Consider the following 17,984-nt stretch of genomic DNA (forward strand, 5'->3'; position numbering starts at 1 on the left):
TGGGGGGGCGTCGGGAGGAAAGTGCGGGCTGTTTCGCGAACGTTTCGAACGACTTGGACAAGCCTAGCATCAGCCTAACGAATTGAGACGTCCGTCTGGCGGTTCCTTAACGAATTGTAATCCAGCCGGTGATGCGAAGAAGCCGATCGCAGGGTAGCTTTTGGCGATGCACCATGAAGCATTCTGCTCGCTTCGCCACGACGAGTCGGGGGGCCCCGCTTTCTGGTGTAACCTGCCCCGCCTTACATCGTTACCGCCGTCCCCTTCGCTTCGCTCCGGCTCCCCATGAATCATGTTGCCGGCGAGACGGGCTTGCTCGTGGAGCTAATCGAGCACGGTGCGCACCTGCTGCCTTCGCAGGGGCCGATCAGTGTTTTCGTCCATCACAACACGCTCCATGCGTTCGAAGATCAGACCTTTTCGGCTGGAGTGAACGCCGCTGCGGATCTCTACGACTGTCACCCTTATCTACCTGAAGCCGAGTATCGCCGTGCCGTGGCGTGTGACCGGATCTCTAGCGCCGACCTTGAGCACGAGCTTTTTGACGAACTAAATGACACGGGCGATCGATTGATCGGTCACCTAGGAACGCTCCATTACCTGCGTATGAGCATGCTCGCTTACGAGCTGTTCGAAGGTAGCGAAGAAGAAGTCCGCTGGTCGATTGATGAGTCCGACACGCTCAAGCGATTTCGATCCGATGCCCCCGAAGCGTCGCGCCGCACCGCGGTCGAGGCCAGCTATCGCTGGCTGGTACGTGACTACAACAACGGAGCACGAAGCCACTGCCCGCTAGCCAACTCGATCGAGGCCTCGGTCGAGAGACTTGGTGGCCGCAGCGCGATCGCCACATGGAATGAGGAAGAGCGTGAAGCCTTCTGTCTGCAGACGCTCTGGGACGCATGCCTGCTCGGGGCTCAGCTCCATTCGGCCGAATCGCGGGTAAGCGTCGATAACCCGTGGCGATGTTCTGCCGCCGATGAGGCCATCGGCCAGCAAATTAACCCGATCCTGATCCGCTTTTGTGCGGCTTTCCTGGATCAGGGCCAGGCCGCGGCAACCCTTCCCGACCGCGGGCGCGGATTTCTCCAAGCGTTTGTGTCGCTGCATCGAAACGGTTGGCACGCTGATCACTGGCTCGACTCGCTAGCGGATCGCATTCTTGAGATCGATCGCGACGAGCTTTCCCCGGAAGAGGTGATCTCGCTTGCTCTGGATCGCATGGGAGTGGCGGCTGCCGATCAACCAGAATATTTGCAGCGAGAGCTCTTGGCTCTGCGGGGTTGGGCCGGACTGCTGTGGCAAATGGAGACCAATGCCGAGTGGACCCCGTGCCCCGCTCCGCGAGGAACGCTCGTTGAGTACATGGCGGTTCGACTGTTGCTTCGCGAACTCGCCACGTCGAGCGCTAGTGTGTCGGCCGTTTCGGCGTCGGCCTCGGGTCAAGATGAAGGAGCGGCCTCGGCACCGGTCTGTCGAGCTTATGTGTTGTTCCAGATTGCTCAGGTGTGTGGGTGGTCCGGGATCGATCTGCTCTCCCTAACCAACGATGAATGGGCGACGCTCTGGACCGAGCTGCAGCGGTTCCCAAGCCGCGAGCGGCGACGCGTCTTTCATCAGGCCTACGAGCGGCACTATCGCGATCGGGCGCTGAACGCTCTCGTGCAAAACGGGCGCAAGAAAGGTCACCTATCGACGGCCAAACCTCAGCAACCTGCTTATCAGGTAGTCTGTTGCATCGACGATCGTGAGGAATCCTTCCGACGCCATCTGGAAGAAGTGGATCCTGAGTGTGAAACGCTTGGTCTGGCAGGTTTCTTTGGTGTGGCGATGTACTATCGCGGACTGGGAGAAGCGTTCTATCGCCCGCTGTGTCCCGTCAATGTCAAACCTAAGCACCATATCGTCGAGGAGCCCGTCTACTCAGAGACCGAGGCGAGTCGTCGCCGCGCCTCGGCTCGCAAGGTGATCGGGAAGGCCGCGCAGAGCGCGACACGTGGCTCGCAATCAATCCTGGGCGGACTGCTGGCGGGGGTGCTCGGGCCGTTGGCAACTCTGCCGCTTGTGCTGCGTGTAGTTTTCCCTCGCCGTTCAGGACGTTTGGCAAACACCGCGCGTCGATTGGTTGGTAGCGGGCGGACCAGGCTGGCGATTGAAGCCGGCGCTTCGGCAGAAAGCCCCGAGGCGAACGGCTACACCGTTGACGAGATGGCCGCGATTGTGGCCGCTGTCTTGCGGATGTGTGGTTTGGAGGGACGATTGTCGCCGCTGGTTGTGATTTGCGGCCACGGCTCTTCGAGCGTGAACAATCCGCACGCGGCGGCGTACGACTGCGGTGCCTGTGGTGGCGGACGTGGCGGACCCAACGCACGAGCGTTTGCGCGGATGGCGAATGATCCCCGCGTGCGACAGGCGGTGCTTGCCTTAGGAGTGGCGATTCCCGAGAGCACTGTTTTCATCGGTGCCTACCACAATACGTGCGACGATAGCGTCGACTATTACGATCTCGACGAAGCGCCGGCTCGGGTGACGGAAAAGATACGTCGAGCACGGCTCTCGATCGATGAGGCCCGCGCCCGAAACGCTCACGAGCGTTCACGCCGATTCGAGTCGGCCAGCCTGACCGCCGATACCGTACAAGCGTTGCACCACGTCGAGGGGCGTGCCGCCGACCTCTCTCAGGTCCGTTCCGAGTGCGGTCACGCGACCAATGCAACCTGTTTGGTCGGTCGTCGTGATTGGAGTCGCGGTCTCTTTATGGACCGTCGCGCTTTCTTAACCAGCTACGACCCGGCTACCGACAACGAGGAGCGCACCGTCCTCGCGGGGCTCCTGGGAGCGGTGATTCCCGTGTGCGCGGGCATCAACCTTGAGTACTACTTTTCGCGCGTCGACAACCGCGGCTACGGGTGCGGCACGAAGTTGCCCCACAACGTTGCCGCGATGCTGGGTGTAATGGATGGTGCCGGCAGCGATGTGCGAACGGGACTGCCCTGGCAGATGGTCGAGATCCACGAGCCCATGCGGATCCTGTTTGTCATCGAAGCCCCCCCCAAGGTGCTTCTTAAGATCATGGCGAATAACGCGGCGATCGACCGACTGGTCCGCGGCAGTTGGGTTCAAATCGCTTCGATTGATCCCGACAACAACGAACTCCTGCTCTTTCAGCGGGGGCAGTTTGAACCATTTGTCGACAACGGCGAGAAGCTGCCTGTCGCCACAAGCTCACTAGCCTGGTACCGCGGTCAACGCGATCATCTGGAGTTTGCTCAAATCGATCCCTCACGCGGTACCTCGGTAGGCGGGCTGCTATGAGTTGGGATACAGTGCTTGCGACTGCTGGACTTGTGGTGGTGATTGCGCCGTCGTTGCTGGTGCTCGCTTTTTGCGCGACGGCGCTGTTTACCCGTCAGCCCAGCGAGAGACTGAGTGCCCGGCTGACGCAGGCTGCGGTCCTCGCAGGCTTGCTTGCGTCTTCGCTGGTTCTGTTCGGAATGCTCACCACGGGCAATCGAAATGTGATCGTCGAACTCGGCGAATGGGTCTCTCTGCATCCGGATGAGACCGGAGAGGCCTATCATTTTCATCTGAAGTTTGTCTTCGACCGGCTCTCGGTTCCGTTTGTCCTGCTGACTTTTATCCTGGTGGGAACGGTTGGCGCGTTTGCCAACAACTACTTGCACCGCGAGAAGGGTTACGGCAGATTCTTCGCGCTCTACTCGCTGTTCCTGCTTGGAATGGTTACCGCCATCCTTGCTGGCACGGTCGAGACGTTGTTTCTAGGTTGGGAGTTGGTGGGGTTGTCGTCGGCGTTGCTCGTCGCTTTCTTCCATGATCGCACGGCACCCGTGCAGAACGGGCAACGTGTCTGGACGGTCTACCGCGTGGCGGACGCCGCGTTCTTGATCGCCGCGATTGCGATGCACCAACTTGTTGGGGGTGGCGATTTTGCGGCACTGACTGGCGAGGGGGCGTGGCCTTATGCCCAGGCTTCGATTGCCCCGGGGCCGGCGCTCGCGATCGGTCTGCTCTTGCTGATCGCTGCGGCGGGTAAGTCCGCCCTGTTTCCGTTCTGCGAGTGGCTCCCCCGCGCGATGGAGGGCCCAACCCCTTCAAGCGCCGTCTTCTACGGTGCGTTGTCAGTCCATTTGGGTGCCTATCTGCTCCTGCGGGTCAGTCCGCTGATTCAACAATCGGTCCCCTTGGCGGCGAGCATCATTGCCCTGGGTGCCATTACCGCCGTCTACGGTGCCGTCGTCACGCGAGCCCAGACCGATATCAAGAGCGCGCTGGCGTTCGCCTCACTGACCCAGGTGGGCCTGATCACGATCGAGATCGGTTTGGGATGGCAGTATCTCGCCCTGATCCACATCTTGGGCCACGCGAGTTTTAGGACACTACAGCTCCTGCGGGCACCTAGTGTATTGCAGGATCATCAATCACTAGAGAATGCTCTTGGCGGCCGTTTGAACGCGCCCAAACACCGATCCGATCGCTCCAGGCTGAGCCGTGTTCTGTACCGCTTTGCCCACCGTCGTGGCCAGCTGGATGGAACGATGGACCGCTACCTTGTGACGCCGCTACTAAGCCTGTTTAGCGGCTGCCAGCAGTTAGAAAGCCGCTGGTTAGGCTGGCTCGCCGGCCCCGAGAACGGCGCTCCACTCGATGCCCTGCCAAAGACCACCGCGGAGGCATCTGACCTCTTATGATCGAACTTCATTTTCCCTTGCTCGAACTGGCGATTCTCGCGCCGCTGGTCGGTGCAATTCTCGCCCATGGAGCGGCTCCCGATCGAGCGCGACGCATCGCTCTTACAGCGTCAGCCCTGTCGCTCACATGCGGGTTGGTCGCTTGGTTCGATCTTGCATCGATCCGCTCGTTTGAAGCGCACGATCGTTGGACACTGCTGAGCTGGCTACCGGGCGGCGATCCGCTGGTGATCGACGAGCTAAGCGCCCCGTTGATCCCGCTGGCTTCCCTACAGTTTCTGCTGGTGATCTTGGCGACACTGCGGACCAAAGCGAGCCGCTTTTCACTAACCGGAGCCCTGATCAGCGAGGCGGTTGTCATTGCGACGCTCGCCACCCGCGAGCCATGGGTGCTGGCAACCCTGCTTACGTTGGGAACCATCCCCCCCACGCTTGAGCTGATTCGGCGAGGGCAAACGCCACGCGTGTTTGTGGCACATATGGGTCTTTTCGTGCTGCTGCTCTTTAGCGGATTAGCAATCCGCCAACTCGCGGCGGCCGGAAGCTTACCCCACGGTATCGGCGAGGCATTCGTCACACTTGCGGTGCTGATCCGTTGCGGCGGTTTCCCCCTGCATGGCTGGATCCCTGATTTGTTTCAGAGGGCAAGCTTCGGTTCGTCGATTTTATTTATGACTCCGCTGCTTGGTGCTTATGCGGCTCTGCGTTTGGTGCTGCCCGATTCGCCCGATTGGGCTTTACGTACGATCGCGACCGTTTCGATGCTGACAGCGTTGTACTCGGCTGGGCTGGCGCTCGTGGAGCGGGATGCAAGGCGCTTCTATGCTCATCTGCTGCTGAGCCAGGCATCGCTGGTGCTACTCGGGATGGAACTCGCCACACTCTTAGGCATGACCGGTGCTTTGTGTGTCTGGTTATCGGTCGGTCTGGCGATGAGCGGATTCGGCTTGACACTGCGGTGCGTTGAAAGCCGGGTGGGGCGACTCGCACTCGATCGGTTCAACGGTCTGCACGACGCTGTGCCGACACTGGCCGGGCTCTTCTTGCTCACCGGACTCGCGAGCATCGGCTTTCCCGGCACGATCGGATTCATCGCGCTTGAAATCCTCATCGAGGGAGCCGTCCACTCGGCTCCCGCAATTGGCGTGATGTTGCTCATTGCGACCGCTCTGAACGGCATCGCGGTAATGCGTGCCTACTTCCGCGTTTTCACCGGCAAAGTGCACTCCGGCACGATCAACCTGAAGGCCAGCCCGCCCGAGCGGGTCGCGGTCTTGATCCTCTCGCTGCTGATCCTCGGCGGCGGAATATTTCCTCAGCCCGGCGTCGCGTCGCGCGAGCACGCCGCCCGTGCTCTGCTTGAACACCGTCAGTCCGGAGCAAAGGCTGCCCTGCCCGACCGAGAAACGACCTCGACAGCAACCATCAACCGAACGATTTTCACTCCCCGGTAGGCTCAGTTATCGCGAGCCGCTCTTGAAATGAACGCTACTTCCACCCATTCCCACGCCGCTGACGAGATCACACCGATCGGTGACCGCGCAGGTTTCCTCGGCTACTTCAAGTACGACTTTCTTTCGGGTTTTCTTGTCTTCTTGATCGCCCTGCCGCTGTGCTTGGGGATCTCCCTTGCATCGGGCTACCCGCCGATCGCCGGTGTGTTCACCGCGATCGTGGGAGCTCTGGTCGCAACGTTCCTGAGCAATTCCGAACTCACGATCAAGGGGCCCGCCGCCGGGCTGATTGTGATCGCCATCGGCTGCATCGAAGACTTCGGTGGTAACGGCATGGCGGGGGGCTGGTCTGATGCTGACGCCGCGGCCTATCAGGCTGCCCTGGCCATCGGAGTTGCCGCGGCGGTGCTGCAGATTGCGTTCGGCCTGTTTCGCGGCGGTATCTTGGGCGAGTTCTTCCCGAGCGCTGCGGTCCACGGAATGTTGGCCGCAATCGGCGTGATCATCATCATCAAGCAGTTTCCTGTAGCCCTGGGGGTGAGCGCTCGTGGCGAACCCCTTGAGATGCTCCGCGAGTTTCCCAAGTACGTGCTTGAAGCGAATCCCGCCATCGCCACGATCGGCATCGTTAGCATCGCGATCATGTTTTTGTGGCCGCTTATAAAAGGGAAGCTCGGGCCGCTGCGCGTCCTTCCAGCGCCACTGGTTGTGCTCCTCTTCGCGGTCCCGCTTGGCATGCTCTTTGATCTACTGCACGCGCATTCCTACACCCTGCAAGGGCATCAGTACCAGCTCGGCGAACAGTACCTAGTGAGCATGCCCACCCGCATCTTCGGCATGTTCGACGACATCACCTACCCGAACTTCTCGGCGCTGAGCGAGTTGAAGGCGTGGAAGTGGGTCTTGATGTTCTTCATGATCGGAACCATCGAGTCCCTGCTGAGCACCAAAGCAATCGATCTGCTCGACCCTTGGAAGCGAAAGACTAACCTGGATCGCGACGTCACCGCTGTGGGCGTTGGTAACACCATCGCAGCATCAATCGGTGGCCTGCCGATGATCTCGGAGATCGTCCGGTCCAAAGCAAACATCGACAACGGCGCTCACACCCGCTATGCCAACCTGTGGCACGGTGTACTCCTGCTGCTGTGCGTAGCGCTGCTGCCCATGCTGTTACACCGGATCCCGCTCGCCGCGTTGGCCGCGATGCTCGTTTACACGGGCTTTCGGTTGGCCCATCCGTCGGAGTTCCTGCACGTTTTCCGCATCGGCAAAGAGCAATTTGCGATCTTCGTTACCACGCTTATCGCTGTGCTCGCAACCGACCTGCTGATCGGCATCTTCATCGGAATTATGCTCAAGCTGGCCATCCATCTAATGAACGGCGTACCGATCAAGTCGCTGTTTAAGCCCTACATCGAGGTTCAGGCGATCGACGATACGCACAGCCGAATCGTAGCGAAGGAGTCGGCGGTCTTCAGCAACTGGATCCCCTTCCGCCGTCAGATTGAGCAGATCGGCCTGGTCCAGCACCGGAACGTCGTGCTCGACATGTCGGGTGCGTTACTCGTGGACTCTAGCGTGATGCAGAAGCTGGAAGAGATGCAGCGTGACTTCACCCGTGAGGGGCTTGTCCTGGATATCCAGGGGCTCGAAAACCTGCAACCCTACAGCTCAGATCCGCACGCGGCACGTAAACGCGTTAAGGAGAAACCGGTAAGCTGAATCTTAGACCGCTACGGTAGCCGCCAGCCAGCGAAACAAGACAACCGGTTTGCTGGCTGGCTAAGACGGAAGAAAAGGCTTTGCGTGCTTCGAGTTTTACGATATCGAGATTCATGACGACTCCGCTCTGGCAGATCGACTCTTTTGCCGAAGAACCGTTCACCGGAAATCCGGCTGCCGTCGCGCTGCTGCCCCACGCAGCGAGCGATAGCTGGATGCGTCGGGTGGCGGCGGAGATGAACCTTTCGGAAGCCGCTTTTGTTGTTGCGGAAGGGAATCGCTATCGACTGCGATGGTTTACGCCAACCGTCGAAGTGGATCTGTGCGGCCACGCCACACTCGCTGCGGCCCACGCGCTGTGGGAATCGGGGGTGTGCAAAGCCGGCCTACCGATCGAATTTGCTACTCGCAGCGGACCGCTAATCGCGACGCAGACCGACGGCAAAATTGTTCTCAACCTGCCTGCCACGGTTTCAACTCCAACCCACGCGCCGGCCACGGTGCTAAAAGCTTTGGGGGTTCACCCGATTAGCACGCGGCATTTCACGCAGGGTCTGATGCTGGAACTGGCTACAGAAGAGGAGATCCGTTCGGCAGCTCCTGATTACTTGCGACTCGCCGAGGCGGAGGAAGACGACTTTATCATTACGGCACGCTCCCGGGATCCGCGCTACGACTTTGTCTCACGGTTCTTCGCCCCGGCCCACGGCATTAACGAAGACCCGGTCACCGGCTGGGCACATTGCTGCCTGGGGCCCTATTGGGCGACAAAGCTCGGCAAGAACGAACTGACAGGCCGCCAGCTCTCAAATCGCGGCGGGACCGTTGGGGTGCGTGTTCTTGGCAAGGATCCCGCGAGCGATCAACCTGATGGGGATCGCGTCGAGCTCGCGGGGAAGGCGATCACCGTCTTACGGGGTGAGCTTGTCACGCCTGTCGATCCTTCTTAGTCGCAGGATCTCGAACCACTCGTTAGCCGTTGGTTTTTGCCAACTCCAAGAGTCGCTGTCGCTCGGGTCGATCTTTGTAGAACGGGTCAAGCGGGTAGCAGCCAGAAACCATGCCGTTCCGCGGTGCCGTCGTGCAATCGCTGAACGTGCGGCAGACCCGCTTGCGAGTCAGCGATTTCCCCTGAAGAACGTCGGCGGGCAAGTCATGGTAAGAGAGCACCATGCGTCCTAGTCCGATCGAGTCCACCGAACCGGTGAGGACCATTGCTTGGGCGACGTTTGGTAGCCAGTCTTGCAGGTAGCTGTACCCCGACCCGACGACAATCAGTTCAGGATGCTGCTGCTTCAACTGAGCGGTCGCGTGGAGCTGCCGTGCGACTCCAACCAACGGATCTTCCGGGGGCTGGTAACCATCCGAAGGCGGGAAAGCCGCGGGGCGCTGGATATGCGGATTGTAGTAGGGACTTCCAGCCGTCGTGCAAACCAGCGAGATGCCCAACTCGCTGAGCAATCTTAGGAAGCGGCTAGGCTCCGTCAAATCGATCCCCAAGCCGGTCGTATCACCACCAAAGGCGTATCGGTAGTCGCCGGTTGTGTCGGGTTCACCGATGCGATCGGCACCCGGATGATAAGGGCTGAAGTCGAACACACTTACACGAACGCCAATACTCAAGCCCGGTGCCTCGGCGGCGAGCCCCGCAACGATCTCTCGCAAGAAGCGGGTCCGGCCCGTGAAGTCGCCCCCGTATTTTCCCGGTCGATCATAGGCCGAGAGCAATTCGTGACCGAGGTAACCGTGGCAGTGCTTCACGTCCACAAAGGCGAAGCCTGCCTGCTGGGCCCGTACCCCCGCTGCGATGAAATCGTCGATCAGCTGATCCAGGTCGCTGTCGGATAGCAGCGGCCCGTCGTCCTCAACACCAACGCGCCGATCCAGCAGGGGATGCCGGTAGGCAATCCGGGGCTCGGGGGTGGTTTTGGCGTTGGGGCGCGCGAAGCGGCCCGAGTGCGTCAATTGCAGCCCGACGAGAAGGTCGTCGGTAGAGCCAAAACGCTCCTGGTGAGCATTCTCAAGCTCGTGCCGCAAAGACTCGATCGCTCCGATGTTCGCTTCGAGCAGCATCAGCTGATTGGGGTTTGCACGTCCGTCGGGGCGAACGGCGACGGCCTCGCCCCCCCAGATCAGCTTGGCGCCGCTGTCGCCAAAGTTGCGCCAACGTCGCCGTGTGAGATCGCTGGGCAGACCCGCGTGGTCGCCGTCCCAGCCCTCCATCGGCAAGATACAAAAGCGATTGCCGATCTTATACGAACCCGCGACCAAGCCGGCCGCAAGCGGCGCTGCGGGACCCTGCGTCACCTGTTCATCCACAGGCAGATCGAGGCCGAGCGTCTCGAGATGGGTGAGGAACGCTGCATAATCTTTAAGAGACGCGATCTTGGGAAAGCTCATTGATTCGATCCTGCGTGATTGGCTTGGTTCGCCAAGGTGAGTTCTAGCCGCGTCGCGATCTGCGCCAGCAGTTCACGGTCGGCAGAGCCGCGTTTGGGGCTGCGGGGATGCGTTGCCGGATCACCAATCCAGCCTCTTTCCTTCAAAAACATGGCTGCCGAATGCTTGTAGGCCGGCACCGGGTCGCGAAAGGCCAAGAAACCCAGATGCTGCAACAAGTCATTGACCTCATTCCAGCCGGAGTCGCCCGCTTCCCACATGGCATCGCGCAGCGCGAAAGCGTCCGGAGCAAAACAGCTCAGTCCCAGCAGGTAATCGCTGCCGTAGACCACCATATCGATCGCCAGATCGTTCCCCGTGTAAACGCGGAAGTCGGGCCTAACGCGATTGCGAAGCGCAAGGCGTTGCCACTCCAGATCCCGTCGGAGGGAAGAATGCTTGGCACCGGTGCACCGACGGATTGCCATCAGCTCGCGATAAACCTCCAGTGAATAGACCCGTCCGAACGGGGCAAACATGGTCCCCAACTCAAAAGCAATCATCTCATCGCACCGCTCCGCCAGCGCCTGATAGCCCCGCAGGATTGCTTCGTCGGGTTGGTGAGCCAGACCGAATGACTGAAAAATGACGGGGACGCCGCCGGTCGCCTGGATCCCGTCGATCTGAGTGGCGTAGGCAGCAAGGTCAAAGGCATCGCCCGGGCAGTCTGCGACAAATGCTCCCGCGACAAAGCGCTCGCCCCCCAAGACGGCTGCGGTTCGCGCGAGCACAGCACCGCGTGTGGCATCGTCCAGAAGATTGACGTAGCCCGTATCCATGTTGACAGCGGGCGTGAGGCCCGCGGCGACGGTGCGTTTGAGCAGGGACTCAAACGCCGGCCAATCGACCTCACCCGCGCTGCAGTAGGGGAGCAAGACGGCGGTGATGCCGGTGATGCGGCGGCGAGGTTGGATAAGTTCGAGCGGATCGACTTCCACGGCACAGCCTCCAACGATGATTCGAATGGCGAGCAGGGCGAGGGAGCGATTCCGCCCCCCCACGCCGGTTCTCTAACTCGATCAAAAAAATAGTTGCCCCGCGGAGCGGTGTCTTGGACAATCAGGTATCACCTATTTGCATTTTGGGCACCGTAGCTCGTCACCGCTTTTTTGCCATGCTCTCTCGTACCCGTGTCGCGCTGCCCGAACGACTGCCCCCATGGGGGGTTGCCATCTTAGAAAGCCACCACGCTGACGATTTCAGCATGGAATGGCGCACCCATCCGTTTTTGAAGTTGGTTTACGTGCTAGCAGGGGAGGGGGTCTTGTGCCTTGGAGATTTGGAGCAATCATTCGCTCCACGAGACCTGCTCGTCATCCCGGCAGGGGTTCGCAATCGGATTGTGGATACCCCCGGTCGCCCCTCGTCGCTCTATGTGCTGTGCATCGCTCGGCGTCTGATCCGCTTTGAACCCCGCTGCGAAGCAAGCCTCGGCTTGGGCCGGCGGCCCCGGTCGGCACTATTAGCAAATCGGGCAGAGACGCGTCTTCGTCGGCTTAGATTCCACCATACCCACGGTGCCGATGAAGCGAGCGTGCCGATGGTTGCGGAGGCGCTAGGGTTGCTGCACCTGGTTGCGGTAGCGTCACGCGATGCGAGATCGCAGAACACGAACGGCCCCGGCGGACAAAAAAGCACTTCCGCAAGCGATATGGCGCGGTATATCGCTTACCTGGACGAGCACTTCTTTGAAGCCGAGGGGGTCGATGCCGCCGCAAAGCAACTGGGGATCTCGCGCCGCGCTTTCACCCAAAGGTTCCGCCAGCACACGGGCGAGTCTTGGTTGCGTTACACACGACTCAAAGCGATCGACTATGCCGCACGCCTGCTCCGAGAAACCGAAGTTCCGGTCACCGCAATCGCCTTCGAGTGCGGCTTTGGAGACTTGTCAACTTTCTACCGACAGTTCAAGGCGAGGCTGGGGATGCCGCCTGCCGCTTATCGAGCAACACTGACCGGCAAGCCAGCTGCGGATCAGTAGGCCAGCTAAAGCGGCCGTGCGGCACGCCCGCGAGATGTTCTTTTCCGCTAGAAAGATGAAGCGGCGTAATCAAGACGACTAAATCAGCCTGCGTCTTGTTGGAGCGGCATCGCTCTCGCCATCAAGCATAGATAATACCTATGGGAACAACGGCCGTTTGACGATTCACAGCAGGCCATTCTTGCCTTAAAAATCCGGATTTCAGCCGCCTCCCGCGTCTCGCGTTGGCGTAGTGGGAGAGAGCTATTCAAGGCTTTCTGGTTAAACCACTGGGTAAGAAGCGGAATCGGTCTCCCGATCTCGCTGAAATACGCCAAACTGGTGTCGTCTGATTGCAGCATTTTTCTATAGTTTGGCGCAATCCTCCTGCAGGATAGCAACGTATTGTTGGCTTTGGGGCTTGGTACAAGCCCGCTGAGTCGGCCCCCTTTGCCCCGATCAAGCCGCCGCATGGCCCCCGAATCGCTCAATACCGACCGGCAATCGCTCGCGACGACTCTGCTGCGCATCAGCCGCGACTGTGGTGCCGTGGTCGAACGGTCGCGGACCGAACAACTTCTGACCGAGGCGCGGGTTGCCTGGCCCGGTGAAGAATCCGATCGCTGGGCGAAGTGGCTCGTGGAATCGAGCAACTCACTCGCACTGCGGGCGAAGGTGGCGCGGCTGTCGCTGGACGATGCGCTCAAGCTCGTTGAAGATGGCGCGCACGTAATCGGCGGCTACCAGCCCAACGCCGGCGTTCTGGTTCTGCTGAGCTACGACGGCCGCAATGCGCAGGTTGCCACAGGGGCGATCGATGGCCGCACGAAGATCTCACGCTCAGCCCTGGAGTCGCGTTGCGGGGCGGAAGGTTCAACGGGGCGAGTTTACACCTGGGTGGTGGTTGAGCCCCCCGAGTTGGGTGCCTCGCCGGGGCACGCCGCTCATACGCACCGGCCGATTGACCGTGTGCTGGAGCTTGTTCGGCCCGAATGGCCTGACATCTGGGTGATCATTGTTTTCGCCCTGTTCACGGGCATCATGAGTCTCGCAACGCCAATCGCTGTTGAGGCGCTGGTCGATACCGTGGCGTTTGGTCGGTTGTTCCAACAGCTAGCGGTCATTACCGCGTTACTGTTCGGCTGCCTCACGATTGCGGCAACGATGAGCGGTTTGCAGACCTACGTCGTCGAGATGATCCAGCGCCGACTCTTTGCGAGAGTGGCAGCTGATTTAGCGCACCGGCTGCCGCGGGTGGATCACGCCAAGCTCGGGTCGGAATATGCCCCGGAGCTTGCCAACCGATTTTTCGATGTCGTGACGCTCCAAAAAGTCGTCGCCCAGTTGCTACTCGATGGTCTGACCGTCGTGCTAACGACGCTGATCGGCATGACGGTCTTGGCTTTTTACCACCCCTTTCTGTTGCTCTTCACGGCGCTGCTTGCGGTTGTTGTGATCGGCGGCTTGCTGTTTCTGGGGCGCGGTGCCATCGATTCGGGAATCAACGAATCGAAGATGAAGTACAAGATCGGTGCCTGGCTAGAAGACCTGATGCGGTGCCCCACCGGTTTCAAAGGGAAGGGGGGGAGCGAGTTCGCGGCCGACCGAGCCAATCTGCTTGTTTCTAAGTACCTGAGCAGTCGTCGCAAGCACTTTCGGTTGCTCTTCCGACAGGTTGTTTTCGTGCTCGCGCTGCAAGCAATCGCTGGCACGGTCCTGTTGGCCGGCGGCGGTTGGCTGGTGATGCAGGGTCAGCTCTCGCTCGGACAATTGGTGGCGGCCGAACTCATCGTTTCAACAATCCTGGCTTCGCTCGCGAAGCTAGGCAAGCACTTGGAGGGCTTCTACGATCTCACGGCAGCTGTCGATAAGCTCGGCCACCTGTTCGATCTCTCGATCGAGCGCCACGACGGCCTGCTCAGTGTCCCGCAGGGTACCGGCTTCGGGGTTCGGCTGACCGACGTGCAGCGCCACGGCCGGGGCGAAGCGCTCTCGAGCGGTGTTACGGTCAGCATCGAGCCCGGTGAGCGCGTTGCGTTGTACGGACGCGCTGGTACGGGTAAGACAACCCTGCTGAACCTGCTCTATGGTGTTGAAAGTCCCGACGATGGCCACATCGAAATCGAGGGGGCTGATCCGCGTGATCTGCGGCCCGATGTGCTCCGCGCAAAGATCGCCCTGGTGGGCGAGCCCGAAACATTCGCCGGCACGGTGATGGAGAACGTCCGAATCGGGCGGCCTGAAGTCACCTCGACGGATGTCCGCAAGGCACTCGAAGCGATCGGTTTGCTGGATGACATCCTGGAACTGCCAGACGGTATCGAAACTCACCTGGGGGCCTCGGGCGTGCCGCTTACGCCAAATCAGCTGCGATTGCTGATGATCGCCCGAGCCATCGTTTCGCGTCCGTCTCTGGTGATGGTCGATGGAACGCTCGACGCACTGCCGGATGCCGAGTTTGACGACGCCCTGGCGGCGTTGACCGATCGGACGGCACAATGGACGCTGGTGCTAGCCACCGGCAAGAAGTCAATCGCCCAGCCGTTCGGACGCATCTTGCACTTTGCGGCCGACGAGCAACCGGGGCAAGAACGCCTGTCGACTTCGCGGGGGATCAGCGAATGAGCCAAACCACCACGCGCGTCGAGCCCCGGGCTCGCCAAACTCAGCCTCAGATTGATCTCGAAAAGACCCGTACGCTAAGCCAGGTCGCGTATCTGGAGGAGGCTTTTCCTGCTCTACAAATGGTGCGCACCTCGCGCCGCATACGATTAATTGGCAAGGTGGTGCTCTGGCTGATCGGCGTCAGCGCTGTAGCGCTTGTGTTTGTGCCTTGGGTGCAGGTCATCAAAGGAAGTGGAGCCGTGATTGCGCTCGATCCGTTTGAGCGTCCGCAGATTGTCCAGGCACCCGTAAAAGGGCGTATCGCGGAGCGGGGCGCGGGCGTGCAAGAGGCAGCCTACGTCACACGCGGTCAGCTTCTGTTCCGTATTGAGGACCAAGATCCCGATTATCTGATGCGCCTGCAAACGCAGGTCCAGCTCGCCCAGGCTGAAGTGGAACGCTCACGTGAACGCCTCCTGAGCGCTACTGAGCTCAAAGAGACCAGCGAGCGTGAGCTGATGCGTGTCGAAGAAGAGATCGATTACCTCAAAGTTGCACGTGACGAGCTCGTCAAAGCCATCGATCAACAGATTGAGCAGTCTCGCAACAAGCTCAGCGCGGCCCGCAACAAGCTGATTGGGGCCGAAGCGAAGCGTGTGCAGCTAGAGCAAGACTACATCCGTCAGTCGAACCTCTTCCGCGACGGGATCGTTTCCGAACGCGAGCAGCAGAAAAGCGACCAAGCCTATCAAGTGGCGGTCGCCGAGGTGGCGGTCGCCGAGCAAGAAGTAGCGGCTGCCGAGGCGGGGGTCATCGGTAAAGAACGCGAGCGCGACTCCAAACGCGAGGAGTACCAGGCGAAAATTAAAAAGGTTGAAGGAGCGCTCGAGAAGACCACGGCCGGGATCCAGTACGCCGCGATCAACATCGCCAAGACTCGCGAAGAGATCAATCAAAAAGAATCCAAGCTGCTCGACTCAGAGCGCAAGCTTGCCGTACAAGAGACCCAAGACGTCCTTGCCCCACGCGATGGCTACATCATGGACCTGCGGGTCTTCGACACGTCATCGATCGTTAAGGTAGGCGACCAATTATGTCGGATTGTCCCGGAGACCAAGTCGCCTGCGGTGCAGGTATGGGTCAAGGGGAACGACGCACCACTGATCCACGTGGGCGATCATGCCCGTTTGACCTTCGAGGGCTGGCCCGCGGTGCAGTTCTCGGGTTGGCCGTCCGTTGCTATCGGCACCTTTGCCGGAACGGTGGCACTTGTTGACCCCACTGATGACGGCAAGGGAAAGTTTCGCGTGGTCATCATTCCTGACGAAACTGTCATCGGTAAGAGCGTGGATGATCCCGAGCAGCCCTGGCCCAAGTATCCTTACCTGCGGCAAGGCGTGCGGGCTAACGCTCTGGTTTTGCTCGACACCGTCCCGCTGGGCTGGGAGGTTTGGCGACGGATGAACGGATTCCCGCCCTCACTCGATGCACGCGGTACAGCGGACGAAGAAGACGCCAAATCAAAAGCGCCTAAGATCAAGATCTGAGAGCGCCCGCCTGTCACGGCTGTGTGGCACCCCGGGCGCGCGATAGAAAGACAGCCGGGTGTTTCACGACGAAACACCCGGCTGTTAGTCTTTCAACGGATCATCTAGCAGCGTCGAGCGGATCAGGCGAACGACGCGGGCAAGAGTCGTTTCCGACCCGGATCAATAGCGAAGGATCAGATCAACCGTCAGACGGTTATCGAGAACATAGCGACGGTCGGTCAACGGAACCTCCCACGCCACGCCGACTTCTGTCTTCTTGTTCGGCTTGTACTTCATACCGATCGCGCCCGTGACGATGTTCTGCCCCTCGATGCCGGCTGAACCAAGGTTAAACAGGTCGCCGCCGTCGATGGGCAAGCCGAGCTGACCGGCACCGTCCTGAGCGTAGTGGAACCAGTTGAACTCGGTCACCGCGTACCAGCCGCGGCGCACCTGGTAGTCAAAGTGGTTGGACCAGTAGACGAACGAAGAATTGGCATCTTGGTCAACCGGCAGCAGTCCGCCGAATGCGCTGACCCAGTGGCCGCATCCAAGAATCTCGGTTCCTCCGGTGAGGAACAGGTTGAATACGCCATCGCCACGATCCTGGAGGGTGCGTTGCGACCCGACGGGCAGGGTGTAAGTGACGCCCGCTGAGAGCAGTCGCTGATTCGCCGCGTCGCGCATCAGGGCGTACTTGAGGCCCACATCGACATCGGCCCAGCCGTCGTCGATCAGCGGGTTAGTCGATACGGCATAGCCGTCGCGGGTTGCGATCAGTGATAAACGATCGGTTAGCTTGGCGCGAACCTGAAGCGCGTACAACTGGATGTCGCCGCCGCCCGCGGTAAGCGGCACCTTGTGTTGGAGGAAGATCGCCCGCAGCTCGCTCACATTCCGTGGGTCTTCGAAGTAAGCCGGATTGGTCATGGGGCTGATAAATTCGTCGAAGCAGCCCTCGGTCGGACAAGCAAAGCAGCCCAGTAGCATCTCCGGAAGCACACAACCCTCGGCGCAAGCGTCGTAGGTCAGGTAGCCCTGGCCAAGCAGCCCGCAGTTGTCGAGCGAGCAGGGGCTGCACGCGCAGCCACATGCTGCTCCGCAGCCGCTAACCGTTGATCCGCAGCAGCCGGCATCAGAGCAGCTATCGCCGCAGCAGGCCGCCGAGCAGTCGCCGCTCCACCCCACCGGATCGATCTGCGTGTCGGTCCACGATTCTTGCGGAGAGAGAACTCCCTCAAAGCAGTCAACAACCGCTCGGGGTGCCGCATGAGCAGCATTCACCATCCAGCACGCCACGGCAAGAATTGCCGCGGAATTCACTAGGTATCGCATCCGAACACGCCTCCATTCGTCCGGCGAAGAAATCGCCCAGGGGTTTCAAGCATCGGCATCAGCACCGCGGATAGCCGGCTGTGGTGTCACTTCGGCATGCGGTTTGAGGGTAGTCGTTAAATCTGTTGAGGGGCACTAGGGTCACGGCAACCCGGCAAGGTCCCTGAAGCCGCATGAGCGAATCCGGTCAAAACGGGCCTACTTGTATTGCGTACAAAGATATCCTCTT

At 60.3% G+C, this 17,984-nt stretch carries 11 protein-coding genes; 8 read left to right on the top strand and 3 right to left on the bottom strand.

Features of this window, described 5'->3' with window-relative positions; translation table 11 throughout:
• Positions 1–285 precede the first annotated feature (285 nt).
• The 5 genes from Pla111_RS15500 to Pla111_RS15520 all read left to right on the top strand — a co-directional run bounded on the left by Pla111_RS15500 (position 286) and on the right by Pla111_RS15520 (position 8,838).
• Positions 286–3,315: a DUF2309 domain-containing protein gene (locus tag Pla111_RS15500; RefSeq protein ID WP_146575366.1), complete on the top strand. Its 3,030-nt coding sequence runs from the start codon at positions 286–288 to the stop codon at positions 3,313–3,315.
• The gene (locus Pla111_RS15505) at positions 3,312–4,709 is read left to right on the top strand and encodes a proton-conducting transporter transmembrane domain-containing protein (RefSeq protein ID WP_146575367.1); all 1,398 of its coding nucleotides are present in this window, start codon (positions 3,312–3,314) and stop codon (positions 4,707–4,709) included. The genes Pla111_RS15500 and Pla111_RS15505 overlap by 4 nt, the downstream gene beginning before the upstream one ends.
• Positions 4,706–6,163, top strand: coding sequence for a proton-conducting transporter transmembrane domain-containing protein (locus Pla111_RS15510; RefSeq protein WP_146575368.1), 1,458 nt, complete (start codon positions 4,706–4,708; stop codon positions 6,161–6,163). The genes Pla111_RS15505 and Pla111_RS15510 overlap by 4 nt, the downstream gene beginning before the upstream one ends.
• Before the next feature lie 27 nt (positions 6,164–6,190).
• Positions 6,191–7,888, top strand: a complete 1,698-nt coding sequence (locus Pla111_RS15515) for a SulP family inorganic anion transporter (RefSeq protein WP_146575369.1) — start codon at positions 6,191–6,193, stop codon at positions 7,886–7,888.
• A gap of 113 nt (positions 7,889–8,001) precedes the next feature.
• Positions 8,002–8,838, top strand: a complete 837-nt coding sequence (locus Pla111_RS15520) for a PhzF family phenazine biosynthesis protein (protein WP_146575370.1) — start codon at positions 8,002–8,004, stop codon at positions 8,836–8,838.
• A gap of 22 nt (positions 8,839–8,860) precedes the next feature.
• Here the strand turns inward: Pla111_RS15520 and Pla111_RS15525 are convergent, their stop codons facing one another.
• Positions 8,861–10,288, bottom strand: a complete 1,428-nt coding sequence (locus Pla111_RS15525) for an oxidoreductase (protein WP_146575371.1) — start codon at positions 10,286–10,288, stop codon at positions 8,861–8,863.
• Positions 10,285–11,265: a dihydrodipicolinate synthase family protein gene (locus Pla111_RS15530; protein ID WP_231931095.1), complete on the bottom strand. Its 981-nt coding sequence runs from the start codon at positions 11,263–11,265 to the stop codon at positions 10,285–10,287. Before Pla111_RS15530 ends, Pla111_RS15525 begins: the two co-directional genes overlap by 4 nt.
• A 176-nt stretch (positions 11,266–11,441) precedes the next feature.
• On the opposite strand from Pla111_RS15530, the gene Pla111_RS15535 reads away from it, so the two are divergent.
• The 3 genes from Pla111_RS15535 (at position 11,442) to Pla111_RS15545 (ending at position 16,438) form a co-directional block, all read left to right on the top strand.
• Complete coding sequence (locus Pla111_RS15535; protein WP_146575372.1) at positions 11,442–12,308, top strand: AraC family transcriptional regulator; 867 nt, start codon at positions 11,442–11,444, stop codon at positions 12,306–12,308.
• Between the two features lie 450 nt (positions 12,309–12,758).
• Positions 12,759–14,912, top strand: a complete 2,154-nt coding sequence (locus tag Pla111_RS15540; protein ID WP_146575373.1) for a peptidase domain-containing ABC transporter — start codon at positions 12,759–12,761, stop codon at positions 14,910–14,912.
• Positions 14,909–16,438: an HlyD family secretion protein gene (locus Pla111_RS15545; RefSeq protein WP_197525078.1), complete on the top strand. Its 1,530-nt coding sequence runs from the start codon at positions 14,909–14,911 to the stop codon at positions 16,436–16,438. The genes Pla111_RS15540 and Pla111_RS15545 overlap by 4 nt, the downstream gene beginning before the upstream one ends.
• 162 nt (positions 16,439–16,600) lie before the next feature.
• Here the strand turns inward: Pla111_RS15545 and Pla111_RS15550 are convergent, their stop codons facing one another.
• Entirely contained in the window at positions 16,601–17,755 is a 1,155-nt protein-coding gene (locus Pla111_RS15550; protein WP_146575375.1) for a hypothetical protein, read from the bottom strand.
• Positions 17,756–17,984 lie beyond the last annotated feature (229 nt).

The sequence above is a fragment of the Botrimarina hoheduenensis genome (assembly GCF_007859815.1).
Taxonomy (GTDB): Bacteria; Planctomycetota; Planctomycetia; order Pirellulales; family Lacipirellulaceae; genus Botrimarina; species Botrimarina hoheduenensis.

What these genes read in the sequence shown, in the direction of transcription:
- Pla111_RS15510 (WP_146575368.1), top strand. Translation starts at nt 4,706, where the DNA reads ATGATCGAACTTCATTTTCCCTTGCTCGAACTGGCGATTCTCGCGCCG.
- Pla111_RS15525 (WP_146575371.1), bottom strand. Translation starts at nt 10,288, where the DNA reads ATGAGCTTTCCCAAGATCGCGTCTCTTAAAGATTATGCAGCGTTCCTC.
- Pla111_RS15520 (WP_146575370.1), top strand. Translation starts at nt 8,002, where the DNA reads ATGACGACTCCGCTCTGGCAGATCGACTCTTTTGCCGAAGAACCGTTC.
- Pla111_RS15550 (WP_146575375.1), bottom strand. Translation starts at nt 17,755, where the DNA reads ATGCGATACCTAGTGAATTCCGCGGCAATTCTTGCCGTGGCGTGCTGG.
- Pla111_RS15500 (WP_146575366.1), top strand. Translation starts at nt 286, where the DNA reads ATGAATCATGTTGCCGGCGAGACGGGCTTGCTCGTGGAGCTAATCGAG.
- Pla111_RS15545 (WP_197525078.1), top strand. Translation starts at nt 14,909, where the DNA reads ATGAGCCAAACCACCACGCGCGTCGAGCCCCGGGCTCGCCAAACTCAG.
- Pla111_RS15505 (WP_146575367.1), top strand. Translation starts at nt 3,312, where the DNA reads ATGAGTTGGGATACAGTGCTTGCGACTGCTGGACTTGTGGTGGTGATT.
- Pla111_RS15515 (WP_146575369.1), top strand. Translation starts at nt 6,191, where the DNA reads ATGAACGCTACTTCCACCCATTCCCACGCCGCTGACGAGATCACACCG.
- Pla111_RS15540 (WP_146575373.1), top strand. Translation starts at nt 12,759, where the DNA reads ATGGCCCCCGAATCGCTCAATACCGACCGGCAATCGCTCGCGACGACT.
- Pla111_RS15535 (WP_146575372.1), top strand. Translation starts at nt 11,442, where the DNA reads ATGCTCTCTCGTACCCGTGTCGCGCTGCCCGAACGACTGCCCCCATGG.